The sequence below is a fragment of the Zestomonas ipomoeae genome (assembly GCF_057128665.1).
Map to the genome: position 1 here is coordinate 44,850 of NZ_JBSKHQ010000006.1, position 20,666 is coordinate 65,515.

Consider the following 20,666-nt stretch of genomic DNA (forward strand, 5'->3'; position numbering starts at 1 on the left):
CTGGTCACGTTCTAGAAGCCGTAGGCGATGCCGAGCAGGGAGTAGAAGGTTCCATCCAGCTCCCCGCTGTCGAAGCTTAGGCTGATGTTGTCGTTCAGTCGGCGGCTGAGTTCGATCTTGAAGCCCTTGGCATCGCTGGCGCGATCTTGCACCAGACTGAGCAGGGCGCTGGTGCCGCCGACGTCGTTGGCCAGCCAGCGCACGCCGAGCATGTTGCCGCAGGCGAGGGCGATGCTGGCGCAGCGGGTATCTTCCAGGTGTTCGTAGAGCAGCGAAAGCTCCGAGGGGCCGGCGAACAGGCTGGGCAGGCTGTATTCCACGCCAACTACCGAGGCGCGGTCTTCGCCGTGGTGGCTGTGTTGCAGCAGCCCTTCGGCTTTCAGCAGCCAAGGCCCCTCGGTCCATTGCACGTCGATGCTGTAGCGGCGCACGTCCGGGTAGTCGTCGCCGTCGCCAGGGGCATGCCCGGCAAAGGGCTCGCGGGCATGGCCGTTGAAGTAGCCCAGGCCGATGTCGGCGGACTCGTGGACGAAGCCGGCGCGGATCGCGTGATCCGGCGCGCCGCAGCTGATGGGGGTGAAGCGGGCGTCGTCGTAGCCTTCGTAGGGCTGGTCGCCGAGCACCAGTGCCTCCGGCCGCGGTCGGTAGCACGGCAGGGCGAAGACGGTGAGGGTGCGGCCGATGCTGCGATGGGCGAGACTGACCAGCGGCTGGGACAGGCGCACATCGCCGTCGGGATCGAAACGCAGGTCGACCTGATTGATCACGTCCACCAGGTGGCGGGACTCGGTCACCCCCCAGAACACTCGGCTCAGGCCGGTGCGCACTTCCCAGGCGTCCCGGGAGAGGCTCCATGACAACTCGCGTATGTCGACCGCCTGGTGCTCGCGGGCGCCGCCCGCGCGGGCGGCGAGCTCGATGTCCAGTTGTTGCCCGTCGACCGGCGCAGCCTGCCATTCCCACTTGCCCTCGAGCGCGGCGTCGATCTCCTGGCGATCGCCAATGGAGAATATATCCAGCCGCGGGGTGAGAGTGGTCTGCGCGGCGCCGCAGGCAAGGCCCGGCAGGCAGGCGAGCAGCAGCCAGGCCCGGCCGCGACTAGACCGTGGCCGGGTCGGCTGGCGCATGTTGGGCAATGCGATCCCTTAGTTTGACGTGCAGTCCCGAGCGGGTCCGCAGGACGAAGGCAGGCTCGATCTCCGCCGGCCGCTGCGGATCGTCGCTCAGCTCGAACCGGGCCAGTGCCTGGGTGACGAGGGCTTTGAGCTGCAACTTGGCGAGGCCGATGCCGATGCATTTCATGCGTCCGCCGCCGAAAGGGAAATAGGCGTACTTCGCTCGTTGCGTGCTGGCGCCGGCGCTGAAACGCATCGGGTCGAAGCGTTCCGGATCGGGCCATAGTGTCGGGTCCCGATGGGTGACCCAGGGGCTGGTGATGATGTTGGTCCCGGCGGGAACCAGGCAGCCGCCGAGACGGGTGTCCTGGTTGGTCTTGCGGTCCACCAGCCACAGCGAGGGAGACAAGCGCAGGGATTCGGAAAACACCTGGTCGAGCAGCGGGCAGTCCTGCAGATCGAGGCGCGCGCTGCCCGGGGCGGTCGCGGCCAGCTCGTGACGCACCGCGCCCTGCCAGTCCCTGTGCCGCGCCAGGTCATAGAGCGTCCACATCATGCCGGAGGCGACGGTGTCGAAACCGGCGAGGAACACGCCCATGATCTCCTGGAGGATCAGCGCGTCGGGCAGCGGCCGGCCGCTGGTCTCGTCGCGGTAGGCGATCAGGTCGCTGAGGAAGCCGCCGTTGCTGGCCTCCGGTGCCGCGCGGTGTTGCTCGATGACCTCCAGCAGGACCTGGGCGATCTGCCCGGCGGCGTGGTGCAGCCTGCGGTTGTTCGGCGTCGGCAGCCAATCCGGCAGGGGAATCGGCTGTGACAGGCGCACGTTCATGTAGCGCAGGCTCAGCGGCCACCAGTGGCCGATGCGCTCGATGGCGCCCGGGGCGATCTCGCGACCGAAGAGGAACTCGGTCAGCACGCTCATGGCATAGCTGACCAGCTCGCTCTGCAGATCGATGCCGCCGTGCTTGCCGGTCCGCGCCGCCCAAGAGGCAACGGTGCGCTCGGCGATGGCCTCGACACGCGGCGCCAGGGCGCGCAGGCGCGGCAGGGCGAAGGAGGGAATCACCGCCTTGCGTTGAGCGCGCCAGGTTTCGCCGTCGGCGATGATCATGCTGCCGCCGGCCAACGGCTTGAAGGCGGCGGCGATATCGCTGCGACCGAAATGGTCGCCGTGGAAGATCGTCTCCAGATCCGCCGGGTCGAAGGCCAGGCAGAAGGACACGCCGAAGCCGACCGGCAGTTGCACTACCGGCCCGTACTCGGCCCGGCATTCGGCGAGTAGTTGCAGGGGCCGATCGCGGAAGTCCGCGAAGCAACCGAACAGGGGGTGGCCCTTGGGGCCGGGTGCGAAGCGCTTCATGGGTGTCCCTCCCGGCCCGCTCGGCTGGTATCAGGCTTGTTGCAGACGGGCGACGGCGAAGGCGCCGCCGAAGACCTGGCTCGATTCCGCGGTGCGGTTGCGGTAGTCCGGGTCAGCCATCAGTTGCTGGATGGTTTCCGCCGAGGGGAAATCGATGATCTCCATGCCGTCGAATTCCCAATCGTCGGAGCGCTGGGTGACGGCGCTGAGCACCACGCGACCGTCATGCTTGTTCAGTGCCGGCTCGCGGTCGGCGACATAGCGGGCCAGGGCCTCGCGCTGCGGCTGATCGTAGAACTGGAAGGCCACCAGCAGCAGGGCGCGGCTGTCGTTGGCGGAGGTCGGCAGGTCGGTGCGCACCGCATCGACGGCGATGCCTTCGGCGTGCTCGGCGGCCTTGCTCAGCTGCAGGCGGCTGGCGGAAATCTGGCCGAACAGCGTGCCATCTATGCGGGCATCGAACAGGGTCGGGGCGTTGGAGTCGGGCTGGTCCTTGTTTATGCGCAGCAGCATGGGCGTATTCCTTATGTGTGGGCTGGCTTGCTGGGGACGAACCGTACAAGCGTGCAATATGTTGCGTCAAGTGTTGACGCATCAACAATAAGCGCATAGTTTTGCTGCCAGCCATAGACGGGACCCCTCTCTGGAGAGCGAAATGACATCAAGGATCGTTGCCGCAATCATGAGCGCACGCTGGCTGCTGCTGGTCGCGCTGCTCGCTTTGGCGGTGCTCGCCGGCCTCGGTCAGGGCCGGCTGGGTTTCAGCACCGACTACCGCGTTTATCTCTCGCATGACAATCCGGAGCTGCAAGCGCTGGAAGAGATGCAGGCCACCTACGACAAGTCGGACAACCTGCTGATCGTGCTGGCGCCGAAGTCCGGTGACGTGTTCAGTCGCGAGTCGCTCGAAGCCCTGCAATGGCTGACCCAGGAAGCCTGGCAGACCCCCTACTCGGTGCGCGTCGAGTCGTTGACCAACTTCCAGCACATGCAGGCCAGCGAGGACACCATCGAGGTGGCCGATCTGGTCGAGAACGCGGCGCAGATACCTGACGCCCGCCGCGCGCGAGTCGAGGAGATTGCCCTGGGCGAGCCGCAGCTGGTCAATCGCCTGGTGGCGCCCGACGGCCGCGTGGCGGCGGTGAACGTCATCTATCACCTGCCGGGGCTGTCGCCGTTCGAGAACAGCGAAGTGGTCGGTTTCGCCAGGGGGCTGGCGGAGAAGGCGGCACAGCGCTACCCCGACATGCAGGTCCATCTGACCGGCATGGCGATGTACAACAACGCCTTCTTCGAGGCGGCGATCAGCGACGAAACCAACCTGACGCCCATCGTTTACCTGGTGATCGCCCTGTCGGCCCTGGTCCTGCTGCGCAGCGTGCTATCGACCCTGGCGGTGGTGGCCATCGTCTACCTGTCGGTGACCAGCGCCGTCGGCATCGCTGGCTGGCTGGGCATGAGCCTGACCTCGTTGTCGGCCTCGGCACCGCTGGTGATCCTGATGATCGGGGTGGCCGATGCGGTGCACCTGTTGAGCGCGGTGCTGCTGCGCCTGCGCCGCGGCATTGCCAAGGCCCAGGCGATTCGCGAGAGCCTCAATGAAACCTTCGTGCCGATCGCTGCCACCAGTGCCTCCACGATCGTTGCGTTCCTGTCGCTGAACTTCAGCGAGGTGCCGCCGTTCCGCGACCTGGGCAACATGGTGGCGATCGGCATCGCACTTGCCTGGGTGTTCACCGTGTTCCTGCTGCCGGGACTGATCTTCCTGCTGCCGTTGCGGGCCAGGGCTGGGGCGGGCGATATCAGCGAGCACCTGATGGGGCGCTTCGGTGGCTGGGTGTCGCTGCGCGCCACCCGCCTGCTGTGGATCGGCCTGCCGCTGGCGTTGGTGCTGGCCCTGTTGTCCGGCCGCAACGAGCTGAACGATCAGTACCTGAAGTGGTTCCACCCGGATACCGCGTTCCGCCAGGCCAACGATTTCACCGAGAAGAATCTCACCGGCCTGTATGCCATCGAGTATTCACTGCGTTCGCGCTCGGCGAGCGGGGTGGCCGATCCGGCCTTTCTGACGGACGTGGATGCTTACACGCGCTGGCTGCGGCGGCAGCCCGAGGTGGCGCATGTCGCGTCCCTGGCCGATACCGTCAAACGCATCAACCGCAGCCTGCATGGCGGTGCCGACTCCGAATACCGCATTCCCGACGACAGCGCGCTGGCGGCGCAAAGCCTGCTGCTCTACGAGCAGTCGCTGCCCTACGGCCTCGACCTGAACAACCAGATCGATGTGAACAAGGAGGCGACCCGCGTGGTGGTGTCCCTGCATGAACTGTCCACCGCGGCGATGCTGGAGTTCGAGCGGCGTTCGATGGACTGGCTGGCGCAGAACACCCGCACTCTTGAGGCGAAGGCCGCCAGTACCACGCTGATCTTCGCCCATATCGGCCAGCGCAATATCGAAAGCATGATCAGCGGCATCCTGCTCTGTGCCGGCATCGTCGGCCTGCTGTTGATGGCGGTGTTTCGCTCCTGGAAGCTCGGCCTGCTGTCGCTGATCCCCAACCTGTTGCCGGCGGCGGTGGCCTTCGGCATCTGGTCGCTGTTCGTCGGGCAGATCGGTTTCTCGGTGGCCATCGTTGCGTCCATGACCCTCGGCATCGTGGTGGACGACACCATCCACATCATGTACGCGGTGCTGCGCGGCGTGCGCGAGGAGCGGCGCCCCGTCGGCGAGGCGATCCGATTGGCGTTCCGCAACGCCGGCCCGGCGCTGCTGGTGACGTCGGTGGCGCTGATCGCCGGGTTCCTGGTGCTGGCCACCTCGCAGTTCGCCCTCAACCGGGAGATGGGCCTGGTGACGGCGCTGACCCTGTTCATCGCGCTGCTGGCCGATTTCTTCCTGTTGCCCGGCCTGCTCAAGAAAACCATGGAGAACTCTCATGCAGAAGATAGGGAACCGCTGGCTGTGCCTGGCGATACTGCTGTGCAGCGTTAATCTGGCGCAGGCCCAGACCGAGGAAGCCAAGGACAGCGCCGCGATCAAGCGCGGCTACGCGATCGCCCAGGAGGCCGATCGGCGCAACCTGGGCTGGGCCGACATGAGTGCGGACATGCGCATGGAACTGTTCAATGCCCACGGCGCCACCAGCCAGCGCGAGCTCAAGGTGCGCATGCTGGAAGTGCGAGGCGACGGCGACAAGAGCGTGGTGCAGTTCGACAGCCCGGCGGATGTCCGTGGCACCGCGCTGCTGACCCACGCCCACCCGCTGGATTCGGACGACCAGTGGCAGTACTTCCCGTCGCTGCGGCGCATCAAGCGCATTTCCTCGGAGAACAAGTCGGGACCGTTCATGGGCAGCGAGTTCGCCTACGAGGACGTCGCCGGTTGGGACCTGGACAAGTTCAGCTATCGCTTCCTCGGCGAGGAAGAGCTCGACGGCCAGCCGGTGTTCGTGCTGGAGATGACGCCGCGCTATGCCCGCTCGGGCTACACCCGGCAGGTCAGTTGGCTCGACCAGCAGCACTACCGCCCGCTCAAGGTGGAGTACTACGACCGCAAGAACGCCCTGCTGAAAACCCAGACCTTCAGCGACTACGCCCTGTACCTGGACCGCTACTGGCGTGCCGGCAGCATGCACATGGTGAATCACCAGACCGGCAAGGAAACCCGCTTGAGCTGGACCAACTACCGGTTCGGCAATGGCTACGGCGAGCTGGCCTTCGACAAGAGTGCGCTGTCGCGCCTGAATTGACGTGTGAGCAAATGGATTTCAAAGACTACTTCGACTTCGCGCTGGCCGAGCAACTGTCGCAACGGACCGCCTGCGTCTGTCCCGAGTTCGACCTGGCGCGCTACGACGCGGCAGTGCCCTATACCCTGCTCGACCTGGAGATGAAGGCCCGGGTAAGGGCCCTGGCCGATGCCTTGTGGGCCGGCCTGGGACTGCCGTATCCGCGCGCCATCGACGTGCTCTGCCAGGCCCTCGGCCCGATTCCCGGCCGGTTCAGCGGGGAAGTCAGCGGCTTCCCGGTGTGGGTGGTGGCGGACGTGATCGAGCGCCACGGCATCGAGTACTTCGACGAGTCGATGCGTGCCATTCACCAGGTCACCCAGCGTTTCACCGGTGAATTCGCCATCCGGCCGTTCCTGCAGGCACGCCTGGCCCAGACCCTGGCCGTGCTCGAAGGCTGGACCCGCGATCCGTCCTACCACGTGCGCCGGCTGGTGTCCGAGGGCACCCGCCCGCGCCTGCCCTGGGCGACCCAGGTGCCGTCGCTGCTGGCCGACCCGGTGCCGGTGATCGCCCTGCTGGACAAGCTGAAGGACGATCCGTCCGAGTACGTGCGTCGCTCGGTGGCGAACAACCTCAACGACATTTCCAAGGATCATGCCGACCTGGTGGTCGACACCCTGAGCGCGTGGAAGCGCGCGCAGCCCGGCAGCGCCACGCTGGCCTGGATCACCCGCCACGGCCTGCGCACCCTGGCGCGCCAGGGGCACCCGCAGGCCCTCGAACTGCTCGGGTATCCCGCCGCCGCGGCGCTGACGGTGCCGCGCTTCTCGGTGGCGCCACTGGCCATTGCCCTGGGCTCCGATCTGCAGTTGAGCTGCGAGTTGCACATCGAAGGCCGGCTGGACGGGCTGATGATCGACTACGCCATCCTTGCGCCGGGTGCCCGCGGCCAGATCAATCGCCGCGTGTTCAAGTGGAGCAAGCGCAGGTCGGTGAGCGCCGGCGCGCTGACCCTGGAGCGCACCCATCGCCTGGAGAACCGCGCCTCGCGGGCCTATTACCCCGGCGAACACCAGGTTCACCTCATCATCAATGGACAGGTCAAGGCGGAGTCGGCGTTCGAAGTCCGTCACTGATCGATCCGCGGAGCTATGGCAGGGAGGTTCTTGTGGCAATACCGCAGATGGGGGGCAACCCCTTCAACACCGCGCTCTACGGGTTCATGGCAACCGCACTGCTGCTGGAGGGCGACCGGCTAGGGATCTTCGCCGGCATGGCCGAGCGGCCCGTGGCGGCGGCGGAACTGGCGGCCAGCCTGGGGCTGGATGCGCAGGCGCTGGCGCGCTTTCTGGACGGTGCCAGTTGCTGGGGGCTGGTCTCCCGCATGGATGATCGCTACGCGCTGCACGCCGGGCTGCGCCCGATGCTGGACCCGGCTTCGCCCGAGTACCTCGGCCCGCTGCTCAACCACTTCCGCGACAACACCGTGCCGCTGTTCGCCCATCTCGGCGCGTCCGTGCGCGAGGGGCGGCCGCAGTGGTCGGTATTGGCCGGCGAGCGCGGCGAGAGCGGCTCGCCGTTCGACCATATCTTCGCCGACGACGAACGTGCCGCGGCCTTCCACGGGGCAATGTGGAACCTCAGCTATGGCGCCTCCCGCGAGCTGGTGGGGCTGGGCCTGGTGGAGGGCGTCGGCACGCTGGTGGACCTGGGCGGCGGTGCCGGCTCGCTGGCCATTGCCGCGGCCGAGGCGGTTCCCACGCTGAAAGCACGGGTGTTCGACCTGCCGGCGGTGGAGCCGCATTGCCGGCGCTACATCGATAAGTCCGGGCTCGCCGAGCGGGTCGGCTTCCTGGGCGGCGATTTCTGGCAGAGCCCGCTGCCACCGGCCGATGCCTATGCGCTGGGCTTCATCCTCTCCGACTACGACGACGAGCGCTGCGTGGCGCTGCTGCGCCGGGTGCGCGAGGCGCTCGGCGCCGGCGGCCGGGTACTGGTGCTCGAACGCCTGCTCGACACGGAGCGGGCCGGTCCGTTCATGGGCGTCATGCAGGACCTGGCGATGATGCTGGAGACCGGTGGCATGCACCGAACGGCGCCGCACTACCGGCGGCTGCTGGAGCGGGCCGGCTTCGGCGACGTTCGCGAGCTGCGCTCCAGCGGCGAGAAGCATGCGCTGATTGGCTATTGCTGACGGTGGCCAGCGCCGCCGCATAGCGAACTTTCCATTCGTCCGATACCGACAAGAACAATAAGAGTAACCAAGACACAACTTTCAAGTTTCTGCGCAAGTAAGTCCAAACCAACAAGAAAACAGACATCGATTCTGCAGTACGAGGTCGCCCGAAATCGCGAAACGCGTGTATTGAGGAGACAAGGCAGTGATGGAATCTATCAAGGACTTCGAGTTCCTGATCCTGGGGGCGGGCCCCGCCGGTTTGCAGGCGGGCTATCACCTGGACAGGGCAGGACGCAACTATCTGATCCTGGAAGGGGCGGACAAGCCGGGGGCATTCTTCGAGAAGTACCCACGGCACAGAAAGCTGATTTCCATTAACAAGGTGCATACCGGCTACAGCGATCCGGAGATCAACCTGCGCTGGGACTGGAACTCGGTGTTGGGCTGCGAAGTCGATCGCCATCTGTTCACCCACTACAGCCACAGCTATTTCCCCACCGCCGACAAGATGCCCGAGTACCTCGGCGACTACGCCGATCGCTACGGGCTGAATGTGCGGACGAACGCCAAGGTGGAGCGGGTCAGCCGCGACGGCCGCTTCTGCGTCGAGCTGGCCGGCGGCGAACGCCTCTTCGCCAAGGTGCTGATCGTCGCCACCGGCGTCTATACCCCTTGGCTGCCGGCCATCCCCGGCATCGAGAGCGTGCCGACCTACTGCGATATGGACGTCGACCCCCGAGCGCTGACCAACAAGCGGGTGCTGATCCTCGGCAAGGGCAACTCGGCTTTCGAGACCGCCGAAGCGCTGATGGAGCACGCCGCGATGATCCACCTGGCCAGCCCCAACCCGCTGAAGATGGCCTGGTCGACCCATTACGTCGGCCATTTGCGCGCGGTCAACAACGGCGTGCTGGACACCTACCAGCTGAAGTCGCAGAACGCGGTGCTGGACGCCGACGTGCAGGCCATCGAGAAGGTCGGCGACAAGTACCGGGTTGCGTTCGGCTACAAGCATGCCGAGGACGAGCAGGAGGTCATCGAGTACGACCAGGTGATCGCCTGCACCGGCTTCCGCTTCGATACCGGTATCTTCGACGACAGCTGCCTGCCGGCGCTGTGCTCGATGGGCAAGCTGCCGGAGCAGGGCAGCGACTGGCAGTCGAGCAATGTGCCGGACCTGTACTTCGCCGGCACCCTGATGCAGTACCGCGACTACAAGAAGTACATGTCCGGCTTCATCCATGGCTTCCGCTACAACGTGCGTACCCTCTGCGGCCTGCTGCTGGAGCGCTACTGCGACATGAGCTACCCGGAACGGGGCGTGCCGCTGGACGCTCAAAGCCTGACCGCCGACATCATGGCGCGGGTCAACCAGACCTCGGCACTATGGCAGCAGCCGGGCTTCCTCGCCGACGTGCTGGTGCTGGATCGTACCGACGGCAGCGTGCGCTGCTACGAGGAGCTGCCGGTGGACTACGCCAGGGAGCGCTGGGCGGGGCCCGGTGACGAATTCTTCCTGCTGACCCTGGAGTTCGGCACGCGCAAGTTCGACAACCCCTTCAACGTACCCCGTATCGCGCGCGACAACGTGCGCCGGGCGGAGGATTCGAACTTCCTGCATCCGATCATCCGCCACTACCGCGACGGGCAGTTGTGCGCCGAGCACCACGTCATCGAGGACCTGGCGGCGGAGTGGCGCGAGCCGGAGCACATCGAGCCGGTGCTGGCGTTCATCCAGGCGGCGGTGTGCCTGGACGAGCCGCTGGCCGAGGTACTCGCCGTTTCCTGACCCCATCGAGCGAATCGGTCCGGTTCCCGCGCGGCGTTGCCGTGCGGAGCGCCGGCCTGTTCCTGGCGTTTTCCCGCATTTCAGGAGTCATGCACATGCAAGTCGTCGATTTCCACATTCACGCCGGTAAATTCAGCCATCTTCGCGATGACATCCAGGGCCTGCTGACCAAGTTTCCGTTCGAGGAGGGCGTCAAGGTCAGCGAGATCTTCTCGTCGCCGTCGATACTCAAGCGCTACCTGCAGGAGCGCGGTGTCACCCGGGCAGTGATCCTCGCCGAATGCGGCCCCGGCACCAACTTTTCCATCGACAGCACGCTGATCGCCGAATTCTGCGGCGACGATCCGTTCTTCGTGCCGTTCGGCAACATCAACCCGAACTTCCATGAGGACCCGCTGGCCGAGTGGGAGCGTGACCGGGCCCAGGGCATCAAGGGCTACAAGTTCTACCCGGCCGACCACGACTTCGATCCCTACAGCGACGTGATGATGCAGGTCTATGCGCGCTGCGAGGAGGCCGGTCAGCCGATCATGTTCCACACCGGCCTGACCGCCCAGCGCGACGCCTCGCAGCTGTACATCCGTCCGGGCGACTATCGCCGCCTGGTGGAGACGTTTCCGCGCCTGCGGGTGGTGTTCGCCCATGGCGGCAAGCCGACCTGGTACGACGAGGCGCTGGACATGGCCTGCCACTACGAGAACGTCTACCTGGATACCGCGCTGGTGCCGCCGGGCACCGTGGTCGAGTGGCTGCTGACCAAGCCCGAGGTGCAGAGCAAGGTGCTGTTCGGCTCCGACCTGCCGGTTTGCGGCAGCTACAGCGCGGTGCGCGAGGGCATGCTCGGCGCGGGCTTCGACGAGGCCGCGCTGCACGCCATCCTCGGCGGCAACGCTAGCCGGGTCCTGGCTGCTGCCCAGGGCTGATCCCGTCCGGAGGACACACCATGTACAGCACCTATTTCCCGGTCACTTACTACTTCTATCCGCTGCTCGAAGCGCAGTTGGACGCCCGGCGCCTGCAGGCGATCTTCGAGCAACCGGTGACGGCGGACATCGAGACCCTGCTCTACGTGCACATTCCCTATTGCCAGGACATGTGCCGCTTCTGCCCGTTTCACGTGCGGGTGGACAAGGACGTGGCCATCTACGAGCGCTACACCCAGGCGCTGTGCCTGGACATCCAGCGCACCGCCGCCAGCGCACGCGGTGCATCGAGCACCCTGAAGGCGATCTACTTCGGCGGCGGTTCGCCCTCGGTGCTGTCCGCCGAGCAGATCGGCCGCATCCTCGACTGCATCGCAACGTCCTTCAGCCTCGATCCGGCGGTGGAGATTTCCTTCGAGGGCGAGCCGAAAACCCTTGGCGATCCGCAACGGCTGGAGGTGCTCAAGAAGCATGGTGTGCAGCGCATCAGTTTCGGCCTGCAGACCTACGAGCCGAGCCTGCGCAGCCACTTCAACATCGCCGCGACCCTGGACGACATCGAGCGGGTGCGGCGCAACGGCCGCGAGTTCGCCTTCGACGAGATCAACGTCGACATGATGTACAACCTGCCTGGGCAGACCCTCGGCAGTCTGGAGCAGGACATTCGCCGGCTGGTCGAGGACGACTTCGACAGCATCGATTACTACAACCTGCATTACTTTGCCTTTCCGCCCAAGTTCAAGCGGCAGATGGCCGAGGGCAGCATTCCGCCCAAGCCCTCCGAACCGATGATGCTGGCGCTGTTCGAGCAACTGCGCCACAGCCTGGAGCGCGCCGGCTACGCCAACGTGGCCGATCAGGTGTACAGCCGCAAGGGGCGCGTCTGCGAGTACTTCCGCCTACTCTGGGGCGGCGGTGCCGGCGAGCATCGCGCGGAGACCCTGGCGGTCGGCTCCTCGGCCAGGGGCTACGTGGACGGTTGCTCGTACATGCTGCATGGCAACGTCAACAAGTACATGGAAGGCATCGAGGCCGGGGTGTCGGTGGTGGAGAAGACCTCGGCAGCGCTGGGTCATCCTGAGAACCGCGGCGCGGTGATGTTTCCCAAGTTCCTGCGCATCGACAAGGCGCACCAGGCCGCGCTCGCCACCATTCCGCCGGAGCTGCTGGCGGCCTGGATCGAGCATGGCCTGCTCTACGAAACCGACGAGGCGTTCCACGTTTCCGAACGCGGCAAGCTGTGGAACAACAACATGACCACCGACCTGTTCGAAGCGGCCCAGCGGCGGGTCGGCGACGAGGCGGTGATTGCCCTGGCGAACAAGGCCGGTACCCGTACCGGGTCGTTCTAGGAGACCGCCATGGAACAGCCAAGAATCGGCATCATCCATGCGTACCCCAGCCGCTACCTGATCGAGCGCCTGGCCGAGCAGGGCTATCGCCTCGTGCTGATCGGCAACGCCGCGCCGGAACTGGCCGGGCACCCGGCAGTGGAGGCTTTGCTGGCGGTGCCGTTGTGGTCGGCCGCGACGCTGCGCCAGGCCGTGGTCGAATATCACCGTGACCGCCCGTTCGCCGCGCTGCTGCCGGTCAACGAGGGCACGGTGGTGGCCACCGCGCAGCTCTGCGAGGCGCTGGGTCTGCGTGGGCTGCCGTCGGTGGCGGCGCTGGCCAGCCGCAACAAGTACCTGTCCGCGCTGTTGTGGGAGAGCCAGGGCATCGCCGTGCCGAAGACCGTGCCGATTGGCGACCCGCGTTTCGCCTGGCCAATCATCGAACAGCAACTGGGCGGTCGCGCGGTGCTCAAGCTGGTGGACTCGATGAACAGCCAGGGGGTGATCGCGGTGACCTCCGAGGCGCAGTGCGGCGCGGCGGTGGAGCAGTTGCTCGGCATGGTCGAGCAGGCGGTGGATGTCGATGCGGCCCTCGATCGCAACCGCTTCGCCTACGGCCAGTCCAGCCTGAAGCTGATCGCCCAGAGTTTCTGCGAGGGGGCCGAAGTCAGCGTCGATGTGTTCCTGCTGCCCGATGGCGACGATCAGGTGCTGGCGGTGCTGGAGAAAGCACCGGCGCCGGGACCGTATTTCGCCGAGTCGGCATCGGTCTGGCCGACCTCGCTGGGCGCGGCGGCGGAGCGGGAGTTGGGTCGCCTGGCGATCGCCGCCGCGCGTGGCCTCGGCCTGCGGGAAGGGCCGGCCCACGTGGAGATCCGCTATGCCGACGGCCGACCCTGCGTACTTGAGGCAGGATTGCGCCCGGGGGGCGGCTATACGGTGCAGACCATCGAGCTGCTGACCGGCCACGGCGTCTACGCCATGCAGGCGCGCCTGGCCTTGGGCCTGCCGGTGCTGCACGAGGCGCATCCCGAGCATGGGGCCGCGTTGTTCGGCGGGGTGGTGATCGAGCAGAGCGGCATCCTGCGGCAGGTGGACGGGCTGGAGGTGTTCGAGGGGCTGGCGGCACTCAAGCATCTGGTGGTGCTGTGCCAGCCGGGCGATCCGGTGCAGGCCATGCCGCGCTCGGCACAGCCGCATTTCTGCTACTACCTGCTCGGTGGCGAGCGGCGCGAGGCGCTGCTGGACCTCCACCGGCAGATCCAGGCCAGTGTGCGTCTGCATATCGACAGCCAGGGAGACGGGCATGCTTGAGCTACAGGATCTACCTGCGCCGACCACCCGCGCCGAGCCGGGTGCCGGCGAGCGCGAAGCCGTGCAACAGGCCGGCGAAAGTGTGCTGGCGCTGCTCGGCGACTACCTGCAGCAGCCCGAGCGCTGGCCGCTGCTCGGCGGCAGCGAACGCCTCAAGCAACTGGCCGCCCGGCCGGCGCCGGTGGCGCAGGGCGGCAAGCCCCTGCCCGCCGTGCTGGCCGAGGCTGTGGCCCTGATGCAGGAGGGCTTGTGCAACGTCGCCCATCCCGCCTATTTCGGCTATATCTCGCCGCGACCGCACCCAGCGACGGTGCTGGGGGACTTTCTCGGCAGCGCGCTGAACCAGACGCCCGGTGCCTGGCGTGCCGGTCCGGCCGCCACCGCCATCGAGGTGCAGGTGCTGCATTGGCTGCGCGAGCTGTTCGGCCTGCCGGCGGTGGAGGGCACGCTGCCCGGCGGCATCTTCACCGGCGGCGGCACCCTGGCCAACCTGGTCGCGCTGAAACTGGCCCGCGACCAGCTGCTCGGCAAGCGTGTCCAGGCCGAAGGGCTCGATCCGCGCGGGCTGCGGGTGTACATGTCCTGCGAGGGGCATTTCTCCGTCGGCAAGGCGCTCGACACCCTGGGCTTCGGCCGCAATGCGCTGGTGCTGATCGATACCGACCGGTTCGGTGCGCTGGACATCGACCAACTGCGCGAACGGCTCAGTGCCGACGTGGCCGAGGGGCTGCGCCCGCTGTGCCTGATCGGCACCGCCGGCACCACCGCCTCCGGTGCCATCGATCCCTTGGATGAACTGGCCGAACTGGCCGCCGAATACTCCGCCTGGTTCCACGTGGACGGCGCCTCAGGGCTGGCGATGGCGGCGTTGCCGGAACCGCGCCGGGCGATGGCCGGCATCGAGCGTGCCGACTCCATCACCTTCGACCCCTGCAAGTGGATGTTCGCCTCCTTTGGCGTCGGCTGCCTGCTGGTGCGCAACGGCGAGCGGCTCGGCGAGTCGTTCTGGTCCGGCGGGCATTACTGGGAAGAGCTGGGCGAGCTGGACACCTTCAAGATGAACCTCTACGGCACCCGGCAGTTCCGTTCCCTGGGGCTCTGGTGCCTGCTCCAGCACCTCGGCGCGCAGGGCTACCGCGACGCACTGCAAGGCATGCTCGACTGCGCCGGGCGGCTGAAGGAACTGCTCGGCGCCGACCCGCGCTATCAGTTGCTGCCCCAGCAGGAACACATGCCGCTGGTGGCCTTTCGCCTGGCCGGCCACACCGGTGGCCATGGCGATGCGCTGACCGCCGAGCTGGTGCAGCGGTGCCAGGACAGCGGCGCGGCCTACCCGACCCGGCTCGACTGGCGCGGCCGGGTCTACCTGCGTGTCGCCATCAGCAACTACGCCACCACCCCCGCGCACATGGAGCGCTTCAAGGACCTGCTGGACGAACTGCTGCCGGCCGTCGAACGCGCGTTCCCCGAAGGAGAAAGATCATGCTAGGCAGTGGATTCGAGACCCCCTTGATCGTCATCCTCGTCGCCCTGGCGAGCATCGTCATCTGTGGCCGCCTGGCCGGCAGCCTTGCCGTGCGCTACGGCCAGCCGCGCGCGGTCGGCGAGATTACCGGCGGCATTCTCCTGGGCATTGCCCTGAGCGCCCTGTGGCCGGCGAGTTCCGGCTACCTGCACGGGCACACCGGACAGGTGCTGAGCGTCATGGCGCAGATCGGCATCGTGCTGATGATGTTTCAGGTCGGCATGGAGTTCGACTTCGCGTTGTTGAAGCGGCGCCAGTCGAAGCGCGCGGTGTCCTGGATCGTATTGCTGGGCATTCCGATCCCGTTTCTCGCCGGCATGCTCGCCGCGGCGATGTATGCCGCCGCCCATCCGGTGGAGAACCGCCTGGGGTTGATGCTGATCTGCGGCGTGGCCTTTTCCATCACCGCGCTGCCGATCCTCGGGCGCATCCTGCTGGAGCGCAACCTGCAGAACACCGAGGCCGGGGTGATCACTATCACCGCCGCCGGACTCAACGATCTGCTCGGCTGGATCATCCTCGGCGCCGTGGTGGTCTTCGCCACCGGCCAGGAGCTGCAGGCGATCGCCCTGCAGAGCGGCGTAATCGCGCTGTTTCTCGCCGTGCTGTTCTTCGGGGTGCGGCCGCCGCTGGTGCGCTATTACCTCCGGCAGGAACACTCCGAGAAGGGTCTTAGCGACAGCGGCATGGGTTTGCTGGCCGGCGGCGTGCTGCTGGTCGGCGCGCTGACCGCCTGGTTGGGCATCTTCGCCGTGGTCGGCGGCTTCCTGCTGGGTACCTCGCTATACCAGTGCCGCGGCCTGCTGCGGCAGTGGAACCAGAAGGTCACGCCCTTCGTCAATGTGGTGCTGGTGCCGATCTTCTTTTTCTACACCGGCATGAAGGTCGAGCTGTCGACGTTCTCCGGCGCCGACGAGGTGTTGCTCTGCGTTGGCTGGGTCGCGGCTGGTTGCCTGAGCAAGGGGTTGAGCTGCGCCCTGGCGGCGCGCATCGCCGGGCTGCCGGGCGTCGAGTCGTTGCGCATCGGAGTGTTGCTCAACACCCGCGCCCTGATGGAGCTGGTGGTGTTGAACATCGCCCACGAACTGGGGCTGGTGCCGCCGGCGCTGTTCTCCGTGCTGGTGCTGCTGGCCCTGGTCTCCACGCTGATCACTGCACCGCTGCTCAACATGCTGGAAACCCGGCGCAGCGCCCGGACCAAGCTCGCCACGGGGCTCAGCGGCCACCCCTGAACGCGCCCGGGCCGTGGCCCGGGGCAACGCTGCCTGCTAGGCGGCCTGCAAGGCATTCACCGCTTCGCCGAGGTAAGCCAGCAACTGCGGATCGGCCCAGGAGCCTTCCCGCAAGGCAGATTCCTCGGCATTGGCCTGGCGGATCTTCCGCTGGGTGGCCGGGTCGTCGCCGGCATAGCCCCGGAACAGCTCGAGCCAGCGCGCGGCGAGGGCGCGCATGGGCGGGGCGTCGGCGGCGATGCCGTCGTCCTGGTACTGGCGCAACTGCGCCAGCAGGCCGGGCCATTCGCGCATGCTGTCGATGTAGTGGGCGCGCATGAAGGCGAACTCCTCCGCCGTCAGGTAGCGCTGGTAGATCGCCAGCTTGGACTCGGCGAAGGCCGTCAGCACATAGTCGGCCATCTCATGGCTTACCTGGGTCTGCTGGCGCATACCCGGCTCGGCGGCATGCATCGAATCCAGCCTGGCCAGCAGGCGCGGGTCGCCGCCGGTGTCCCGTTGCAGTTGCACCATCCAGCGCCGCGCCAGGGCCTGGGCTTCGTCGCTCTGCGGGCTGACGCCACGGCGCATCAGCGTGGCCGCCTCGGTCGCCAGTCCCGGCCATCGGCCGGCGCTCTGGTAGGACGGCAGCTTGGCGAGTTCTTCCTGGGAAAAGTATTTGTCGTACATGCTCATCATCTCCAGCGTTTCCAACCAGTCGGCAAGCTCCGGCTCCTCCCCGGTCAGGCATTGCGCCTGCAACCTGGCCAGGCGCTCGCGCAGCCGGGTGTGCTGGGCGATCTGCCGGTCGAGCTGGCAGAGCTGCTGTTCGATGAGGGAGGAAAGCGGCACGTCCTGCCGGTTCAGGATCGCTCCGATATCCGCCAGCGCCACGCCCAGGCCGCGTAGAGCCTGGATCTGGTGCAGGCGCGCGACATCCGCGCGGTCGTACAGGCGATAGCCGGCGGCGGAGCGCACGGTGGGTTTCAGCAGCCCGATGCTGTCGTAGTGATGCAGCGCCCTGACAGTCAGGCCACAGCGCTTGGCCAATTCGCCTACTTTGAGCAGCATGGGTTTGCTCCCTTGGTCCGTGTGGCTGAGATGCTCCGGCCTGACGTTGCGTGAGGGTCAAGCGGGAGGCGAAGAATTCTTCGTCACTTTTGCGAAGTAAAGAAAGAGGCCGGGTCGGCAGCGCGTGGAAAGGGCGCGCCGAGGAAGCGGGGCGCGTCACGCCTTGCCCAAGCGCCGCTTGCCGCCTGAACTAGTGACGCCCCGCCGTGAAAACCGCACAATGCCGCATTCGGCGCGCCGCGCCTTTCCCTTGACCACCAGACCAGGAGGCCGCGATGGCCGAGTTCACCGCTCGTACCAGCCGATGGCGCGGGCGACCCGCCTGCTGCGGCCTGCGGCTGCGCTGACCGGAGCCCTGCGAAACACATGCGTATGCGCCTGATGCTACTGGGTGGCGGCAATGCACTGGGGCAGGCCCTGATCCGCCTCGGTGCCGAAGAGGACATAAGCTTTCTCGCCCCGCGCCCGCCCAAGGACGGCTGGGACGTCGCCAGCCTGACCCAACTGCTCGACGACACCCGCCCCGATGCCCTGATCAACCTGGCGTTCTATTTCGACTGGTTCCAGTCCGAAGAGGTGGACGCCGCACGCTTCCTCGTCCAGGAAGAGGCCGTCGAGCGGCTGGCCGAACTCTGCCAGCACCACGGCATCATTCTGCTGCAGCCCTCCAGCTATCGGGTATTCGACGGCTCGCGGGCCACCGCCTACAGCGAAAAGGAGGAGCCGGTGCCGCTCGGCCTGCGCGGTCAGGCGCTCTGGCGCATCGAACAGAGCGTTCGCGCGGTTTGCCCGCGGCACGTGCTGCTGCGCTTCGGCTGGTTGCTCGACGACAGCGCCGACGGTCAGCTCGGCCGCTTCCTGCGGCGCGCCGAGCGCGACAGCGAGCTGCTCCTGGCCGACGACCGGCGCGGCAATCCGACCCCGGTGGACGACGCCGCGCGGGTCATCCTCGCGGTGCTCAAGCAACTCGATTGCGCCGCCCCGCTGTGGGGCACCTTTCACTACGGCGGACACGAGGCGACCACAGCGCTCGCCCTCGGCCAGGCGGTGCTCAGCGAGGCGCGCAGCTTTCGCAGCCTGACCGTCGAGCAGATCACCCCGCAGGCCCACGCCGCCCGCCCGGATGCCGGCGACGAGCCGCAGCACGCAGTGCTGGCCTGCAAGAAAATCCTCCATACCTTCGGCATCAAGCCGCGCGCCTGGCGTGCCGCGTTGCCGGCCCTACTGGATCGCTATTACCGCCATGACTGATGCTCCCGTTCTGGTTACCGGTGGCGCCGGCTTCATCGGTTCCCATCTGATCGACGCCCTGCTCGCCAGGGGCTACCGCGTGCGCGTGCTGGACAATCTCTCCACCGGCAAGCCCGGCAACCTGCCGCTGGACAATCCGGCGCTGGAACTGATCGAAGGCGATGTCGCCGACGCGGCTCTGCTGCTGCGGGCAGTGGCGGGTTGCCAGGCGGTCGCCCATCTGGCGGCGGTGGCGTCGGTACAGGCCTCGGTAGAAGATCCGGTGGCCACCCATCGCAGCAATTTCATCGGCACGCTGAATCTGTGCGAGGCGATGCGCCAGCACGGCGTCCGGCGCGTGCTGTTCGCCTCCAGCGCGGCGGTCTACGGCAACAACGGCGAAGGCGAGGCCATCGATGAGGAGACGGCGAAGGCGCCGCTGACGCCCTACGCGGCGGACAAGCTGGCCAGCGAGCACTACCTGGACTTTTACCGCCGACAGCACGGCTTCACCCCAGCGATCTTCCGCTTCTTCAATATCTACGGGCCGCGGCAGGACCCGTCCTCGCCCTATTCGGGGGTGATCAGCATCTTCACCGAGCGCGCGCTCAAGGGGCAGCCGATCACGGTGTATGGCGATGGCGAGCAGACCCGCGACTTCTTCTACATCGGCGATCTGGTCGGGGTCCTGGTGCAGGCGCTGGAGGCGGCGCAGGTCGAGCAGGGCGCGGTGAACGTCGGCTTGAATCGCGCCACCAGCCTCAACCAGTTGCTGGCGGAGATCGATGCGGTGCTCGGCGGCTTGCCGCCGGTGATCCATGCCGACGCGCGCGCCGGCGATATTCGCCATTCGCGGGCGAACAATGCGCGGCTGCTGGCACGTTATGCGGTAGCCGAGCCGACGCCGATGCGTATCGGCCTGACGCGGTTGCTGGGGTTGGCGTGAGCGGCTGGGCGCCCGTGGCGTGTTCGAGCGCCGCCAGTGGAAAAGAAAAAGGGAGGCTGTGACCTCCCTTGCGGTTGAGCCCGGCGCGGCGCTCCGCCTGTCGGCGACTCAGCCAGGCGAATAAATTCGCCCCTACACGACTGGCTCTGGGTCGCGGGACTTACCCTTAGAACTTGTAGCCCAGGCCGACCATATAGACCCAGGGGTCGATGTCCACATCCACCTTCACTTTGCCGAGGGCGTTGTGCTGGGCGGTGGCCTGGGTGTCGATGTCCACGTACCACACGGCTGCGTTCAGCAGCACGTTGTCGGTCAGCATGAAGTCCACGCCTGCCTGCAGGGCCAGGCCGAAGGAATCGTCCAGCTCCAGGTTGCTGAAGCCGTTGGCCTTCTGCCGGCTGGTCAGGTCCTCGTCGAAGAACAGCGTGTAGTTGATGCCGGCGCCGACATAGGGCTGCACCTGGGAGCTGGCCTCCAGCGGGTAGTACTGCACGGACAGGGTCGGCGGCAGGTGCTTGACGTCGGCGAAGCTGCCGTCGAAGGTGCCGGCCGGTGCGCCCAGCGCCGCGTCGATACCGGACACGCTGATGCCATGGCTGAACGGGGTGGCCGCCAGCAGCTCGATGCCGACGTGGTCGGTGACCATGTAGGTGGCGGTCAGGCCAAGCTGGGTATTGCTGTCCACGCCTGCCTTGGTGCCGGCGACCGGGCCGGTGGCGGCGGTGGAGATGCGGCTGCTGTCTTCATGCGGGTCGACGGTGGCGGCGCCGCCACGCACGATGATCGAGCCGGCTTGGTGAGCCTGGGCCAGCGGAGCAGCCAGCGCCAGGGCCAGCAGGGAGGCAATGAACGGGATCTTACGCATGGTGAACTCCAATCGAGTCATAGGGGTGTTGGCTGACCGTCATGGTAGGGAGCGCAACGCGGCGCGAGTTGAT

At 66.8% G+C, this 20,666-nt stretch carries 17 protein-coding genes; 12 read left to right on the top strand and 5 right to left on the bottom strand.

Features of this window, described 5'->3' with window-relative positions:
* Positions 1-11 precede the first annotated feature (11 nt).
* From ACWKV7_RS09240 to ACWKV7_RS09250, 3 genes are read right to left on the bottom strand one after another with little or no spacing between them, the layout of a single operon-like run.
* Positions 12-1,127: a hypothetical protein gene (locus ACWKV7_RS09240; RefSeq protein WP_483857365.1), complete on the bottom strand. Its 1,116-nt coding sequence runs from the start codon at positions 1,125-1,127 to the stop codon at positions 12-14.
* The gene (locus tag ACWKV7_RS09245; protein ID WP_483857366.1) at positions 1,099-2,475 is read right to left on the bottom strand and encodes a cytochrome P450; all 1,377 of its coding nucleotides are present in this window, start codon (positions 2,473-2,475) and stop codon (positions 1,099-1,101) included. The genes ACWKV7_RS09240 and ACWKV7_RS09245 overlap by 29 nt, the downstream gene beginning before the upstream one ends.
* 30 nt (positions 2,476-2,505) lie before the next feature.
* Complete coding sequence (locus ACWKV7_RS09250; RefSeq protein WP_483857367.1) at positions 2,506-2,988, bottom strand: DUF1330 domain-containing protein; 483 nt, start codon at positions 2,986-2,988, stop codon at positions 2,506-2,508.
* A gap of 169 nt (positions 2,989-3,157) precedes the next feature.
* Here ACWKV7_RS09250 and ACWKV7_RS09255 point away from each other — a divergent pair, with 169 nt between their 5' ends.
* From ACWKV7_RS09255 to ACWKV7_RS09300, 10 genes are all read left to right on the top strand, one after another.
* Complete coding sequence (locus ACWKV7_RS09255) at positions 3,158-5,467, top strand: efflux RND transporter permease subunit (protein ID WP_483857368.1); 2,310 nt, start codon at positions 3,158-3,160, stop codon at positions 5,465-5,467.
* The gene (locus tag ACWKV7_RS09260; protein ID WP_483857369.1) at positions 5,412-6,224 is read left to right on the top strand and encodes an outer membrane lipoprotein-sorting protein; all 813 of its coding nucleotides are present in this window, start codon (positions 5,412-5,414) and stop codon (positions 6,222-6,224) included. The genes ACWKV7_RS09255 and ACWKV7_RS09260 overlap by 56 nt, the downstream gene beginning before the upstream one ends.
* An 11-nt stretch (positions 6,225-6,235) precedes the next feature.
* The gene (locus tag ACWKV7_RS09265; protein ID WP_483857370.1) at positions 6,236-7,342 is read left to right on the top strand and encodes a DNA alkylation repair protein; all 1,107 of its coding nucleotides are present in this window, start codon (positions 6,236-6,238) and stop codon (positions 7,340-7,342) included.
* Positions 7,343-7,374: 32 nt separating this feature from the next.
* Positions 7,375-8,400: a methyltransferase gene (locus tag ACWKV7_RS09270; protein WP_483857371.1), complete on the top strand. Its 1,026-nt coding sequence runs from the start codon at positions 7,375-7,377 to the stop codon at positions 8,398-8,400.
* Between the two features lie 190 nt (positions 8,401-8,590).
* On the top strand, positions 8,591-10,174 hold the full coding sequence (locus ACWKV7_RS09275; protein WP_483857372.1) for an NAD(P)-binding domain-containing protein: 1,584 nt from the start codon (positions 8,591-8,593) through the stop codon (positions 10,172-10,174).
* A gap of 95 nt (positions 10,175-10,269) precedes the next feature.
* Entirely contained in the window at positions 10,270-11,097 is an 828-nt protein-coding gene (locus tag ACWKV7_RS09280; protein ID WP_483857373.1) for an amidohydrolase family protein, read from the top strand.
* Between the two features lie 20 nt (positions 11,098-11,117).
* Positions 11,118-12,449 carry a coproporphyrinogen-III oxidase family protein gene (locus ACWKV7_RS09285; RefSeq protein ID WP_483857374.1) on the top strand — a complete coding sequence of 444 codons (1,332 nt, stop codon included), beginning with the start codon at positions 11,118-11,120 and terminating at the stop codon, positions 12,447-12,449.
* A gap of 9 nt (positions 12,450-12,458) precedes the next feature.
* A complete protein-coding gene (locus ACWKV7_RS09290) occupies positions 12,459-13,745 on the top strand; it encodes an ATP-grasp domain-containing protein (RefSeq protein WP_483857375.1) in 1,287 nt (428 codons plus the stop codon).
* On the top strand, positions 13,738-15,234 hold the full coding sequence (locus ACWKV7_RS09295) for a pyridoxal phosphate-dependent decarboxylase family protein (protein WP_483857376.1): 1,497 nt from the start codon (positions 13,738-13,740) through the stop codon (positions 15,232-15,234). The genes ACWKV7_RS09290 and ACWKV7_RS09295 overlap by 8 nt, the downstream gene beginning before the upstream one ends.
* Positions 15,228-16,502, top strand: coding sequence for a cation:proton antiporter (locus ACWKV7_RS09300; protein ID WP_483857377.1), 1,275 nt, complete (start codon positions 15,228-15,230; stop codon positions 16,500-16,502). The genes ACWKV7_RS09295 and ACWKV7_RS09300 overlap by 7 nt, the downstream gene beginning before the upstream one ends.
* A gap of 36 nt (positions 16,503-16,538) precedes the next feature.
* Here the strand turns inward: ACWKV7_RS09300 and ACWKV7_RS09305 are convergent, their stop codons facing one another.
* Positions 16,539-17,552, bottom strand: a complete 1,014-nt coding sequence (locus tag ACWKV7_RS09305; RefSeq protein ID WP_483857378.1) for a MerR family transcriptional regulator — start codon at positions 17,550-17,552, stop codon at positions 16,539-16,541.
* A gap of 366 nt (positions 17,553-17,918) precedes the next feature.
* Here ACWKV7_RS09305 and ACWKV7_RS09310 point away from each other — a divergent pair, with 366 nt between their 5' ends.
* Together ACWKV7_RS09310 and ACWKV7_RS09315 are read left to right on the top strand one after the other, a co-directional pair.
* Positions 17,919-18,803 carry a sugar nucleotide-binding protein gene (locus ACWKV7_RS09310; RefSeq protein WP_483857379.1) on the top strand — a complete coding sequence of 295 codons (885 nt, stop codon included), beginning with the start codon at positions 17,919-17,921 and terminating at the stop codon, positions 18,801-18,803.
* Complete coding sequence (locus ACWKV7_RS09315; protein ID WP_483857380.1) at positions 18,796-19,728, top strand: NAD-dependent epimerase/dehydratase family protein; 933 nt, start codon at positions 18,796-18,798, stop codon at positions 19,726-19,728. The genes ACWKV7_RS09310 and ACWKV7_RS09315 overlap by 8 nt, the downstream gene beginning before the upstream one ends.
* A 166-nt stretch (positions 19,729-19,894) precedes the next feature.
* Here ACWKV7_RS09315 and ACWKV7_RS09320 read toward each other — a convergent pair whose 3' ends face one another.
* On the bottom strand, positions 19,895-20,593 hold the full coding sequence (locus tag ACWKV7_RS09320) for an OmpW/AlkL family protein (RefSeq protein ID WP_483857381.1): 699 nt from the start codon (positions 20,591-20,593) through the stop codon (positions 19,895-19,897).
* Positions 20,594-20,666 lie beyond the last annotated feature (73 nt).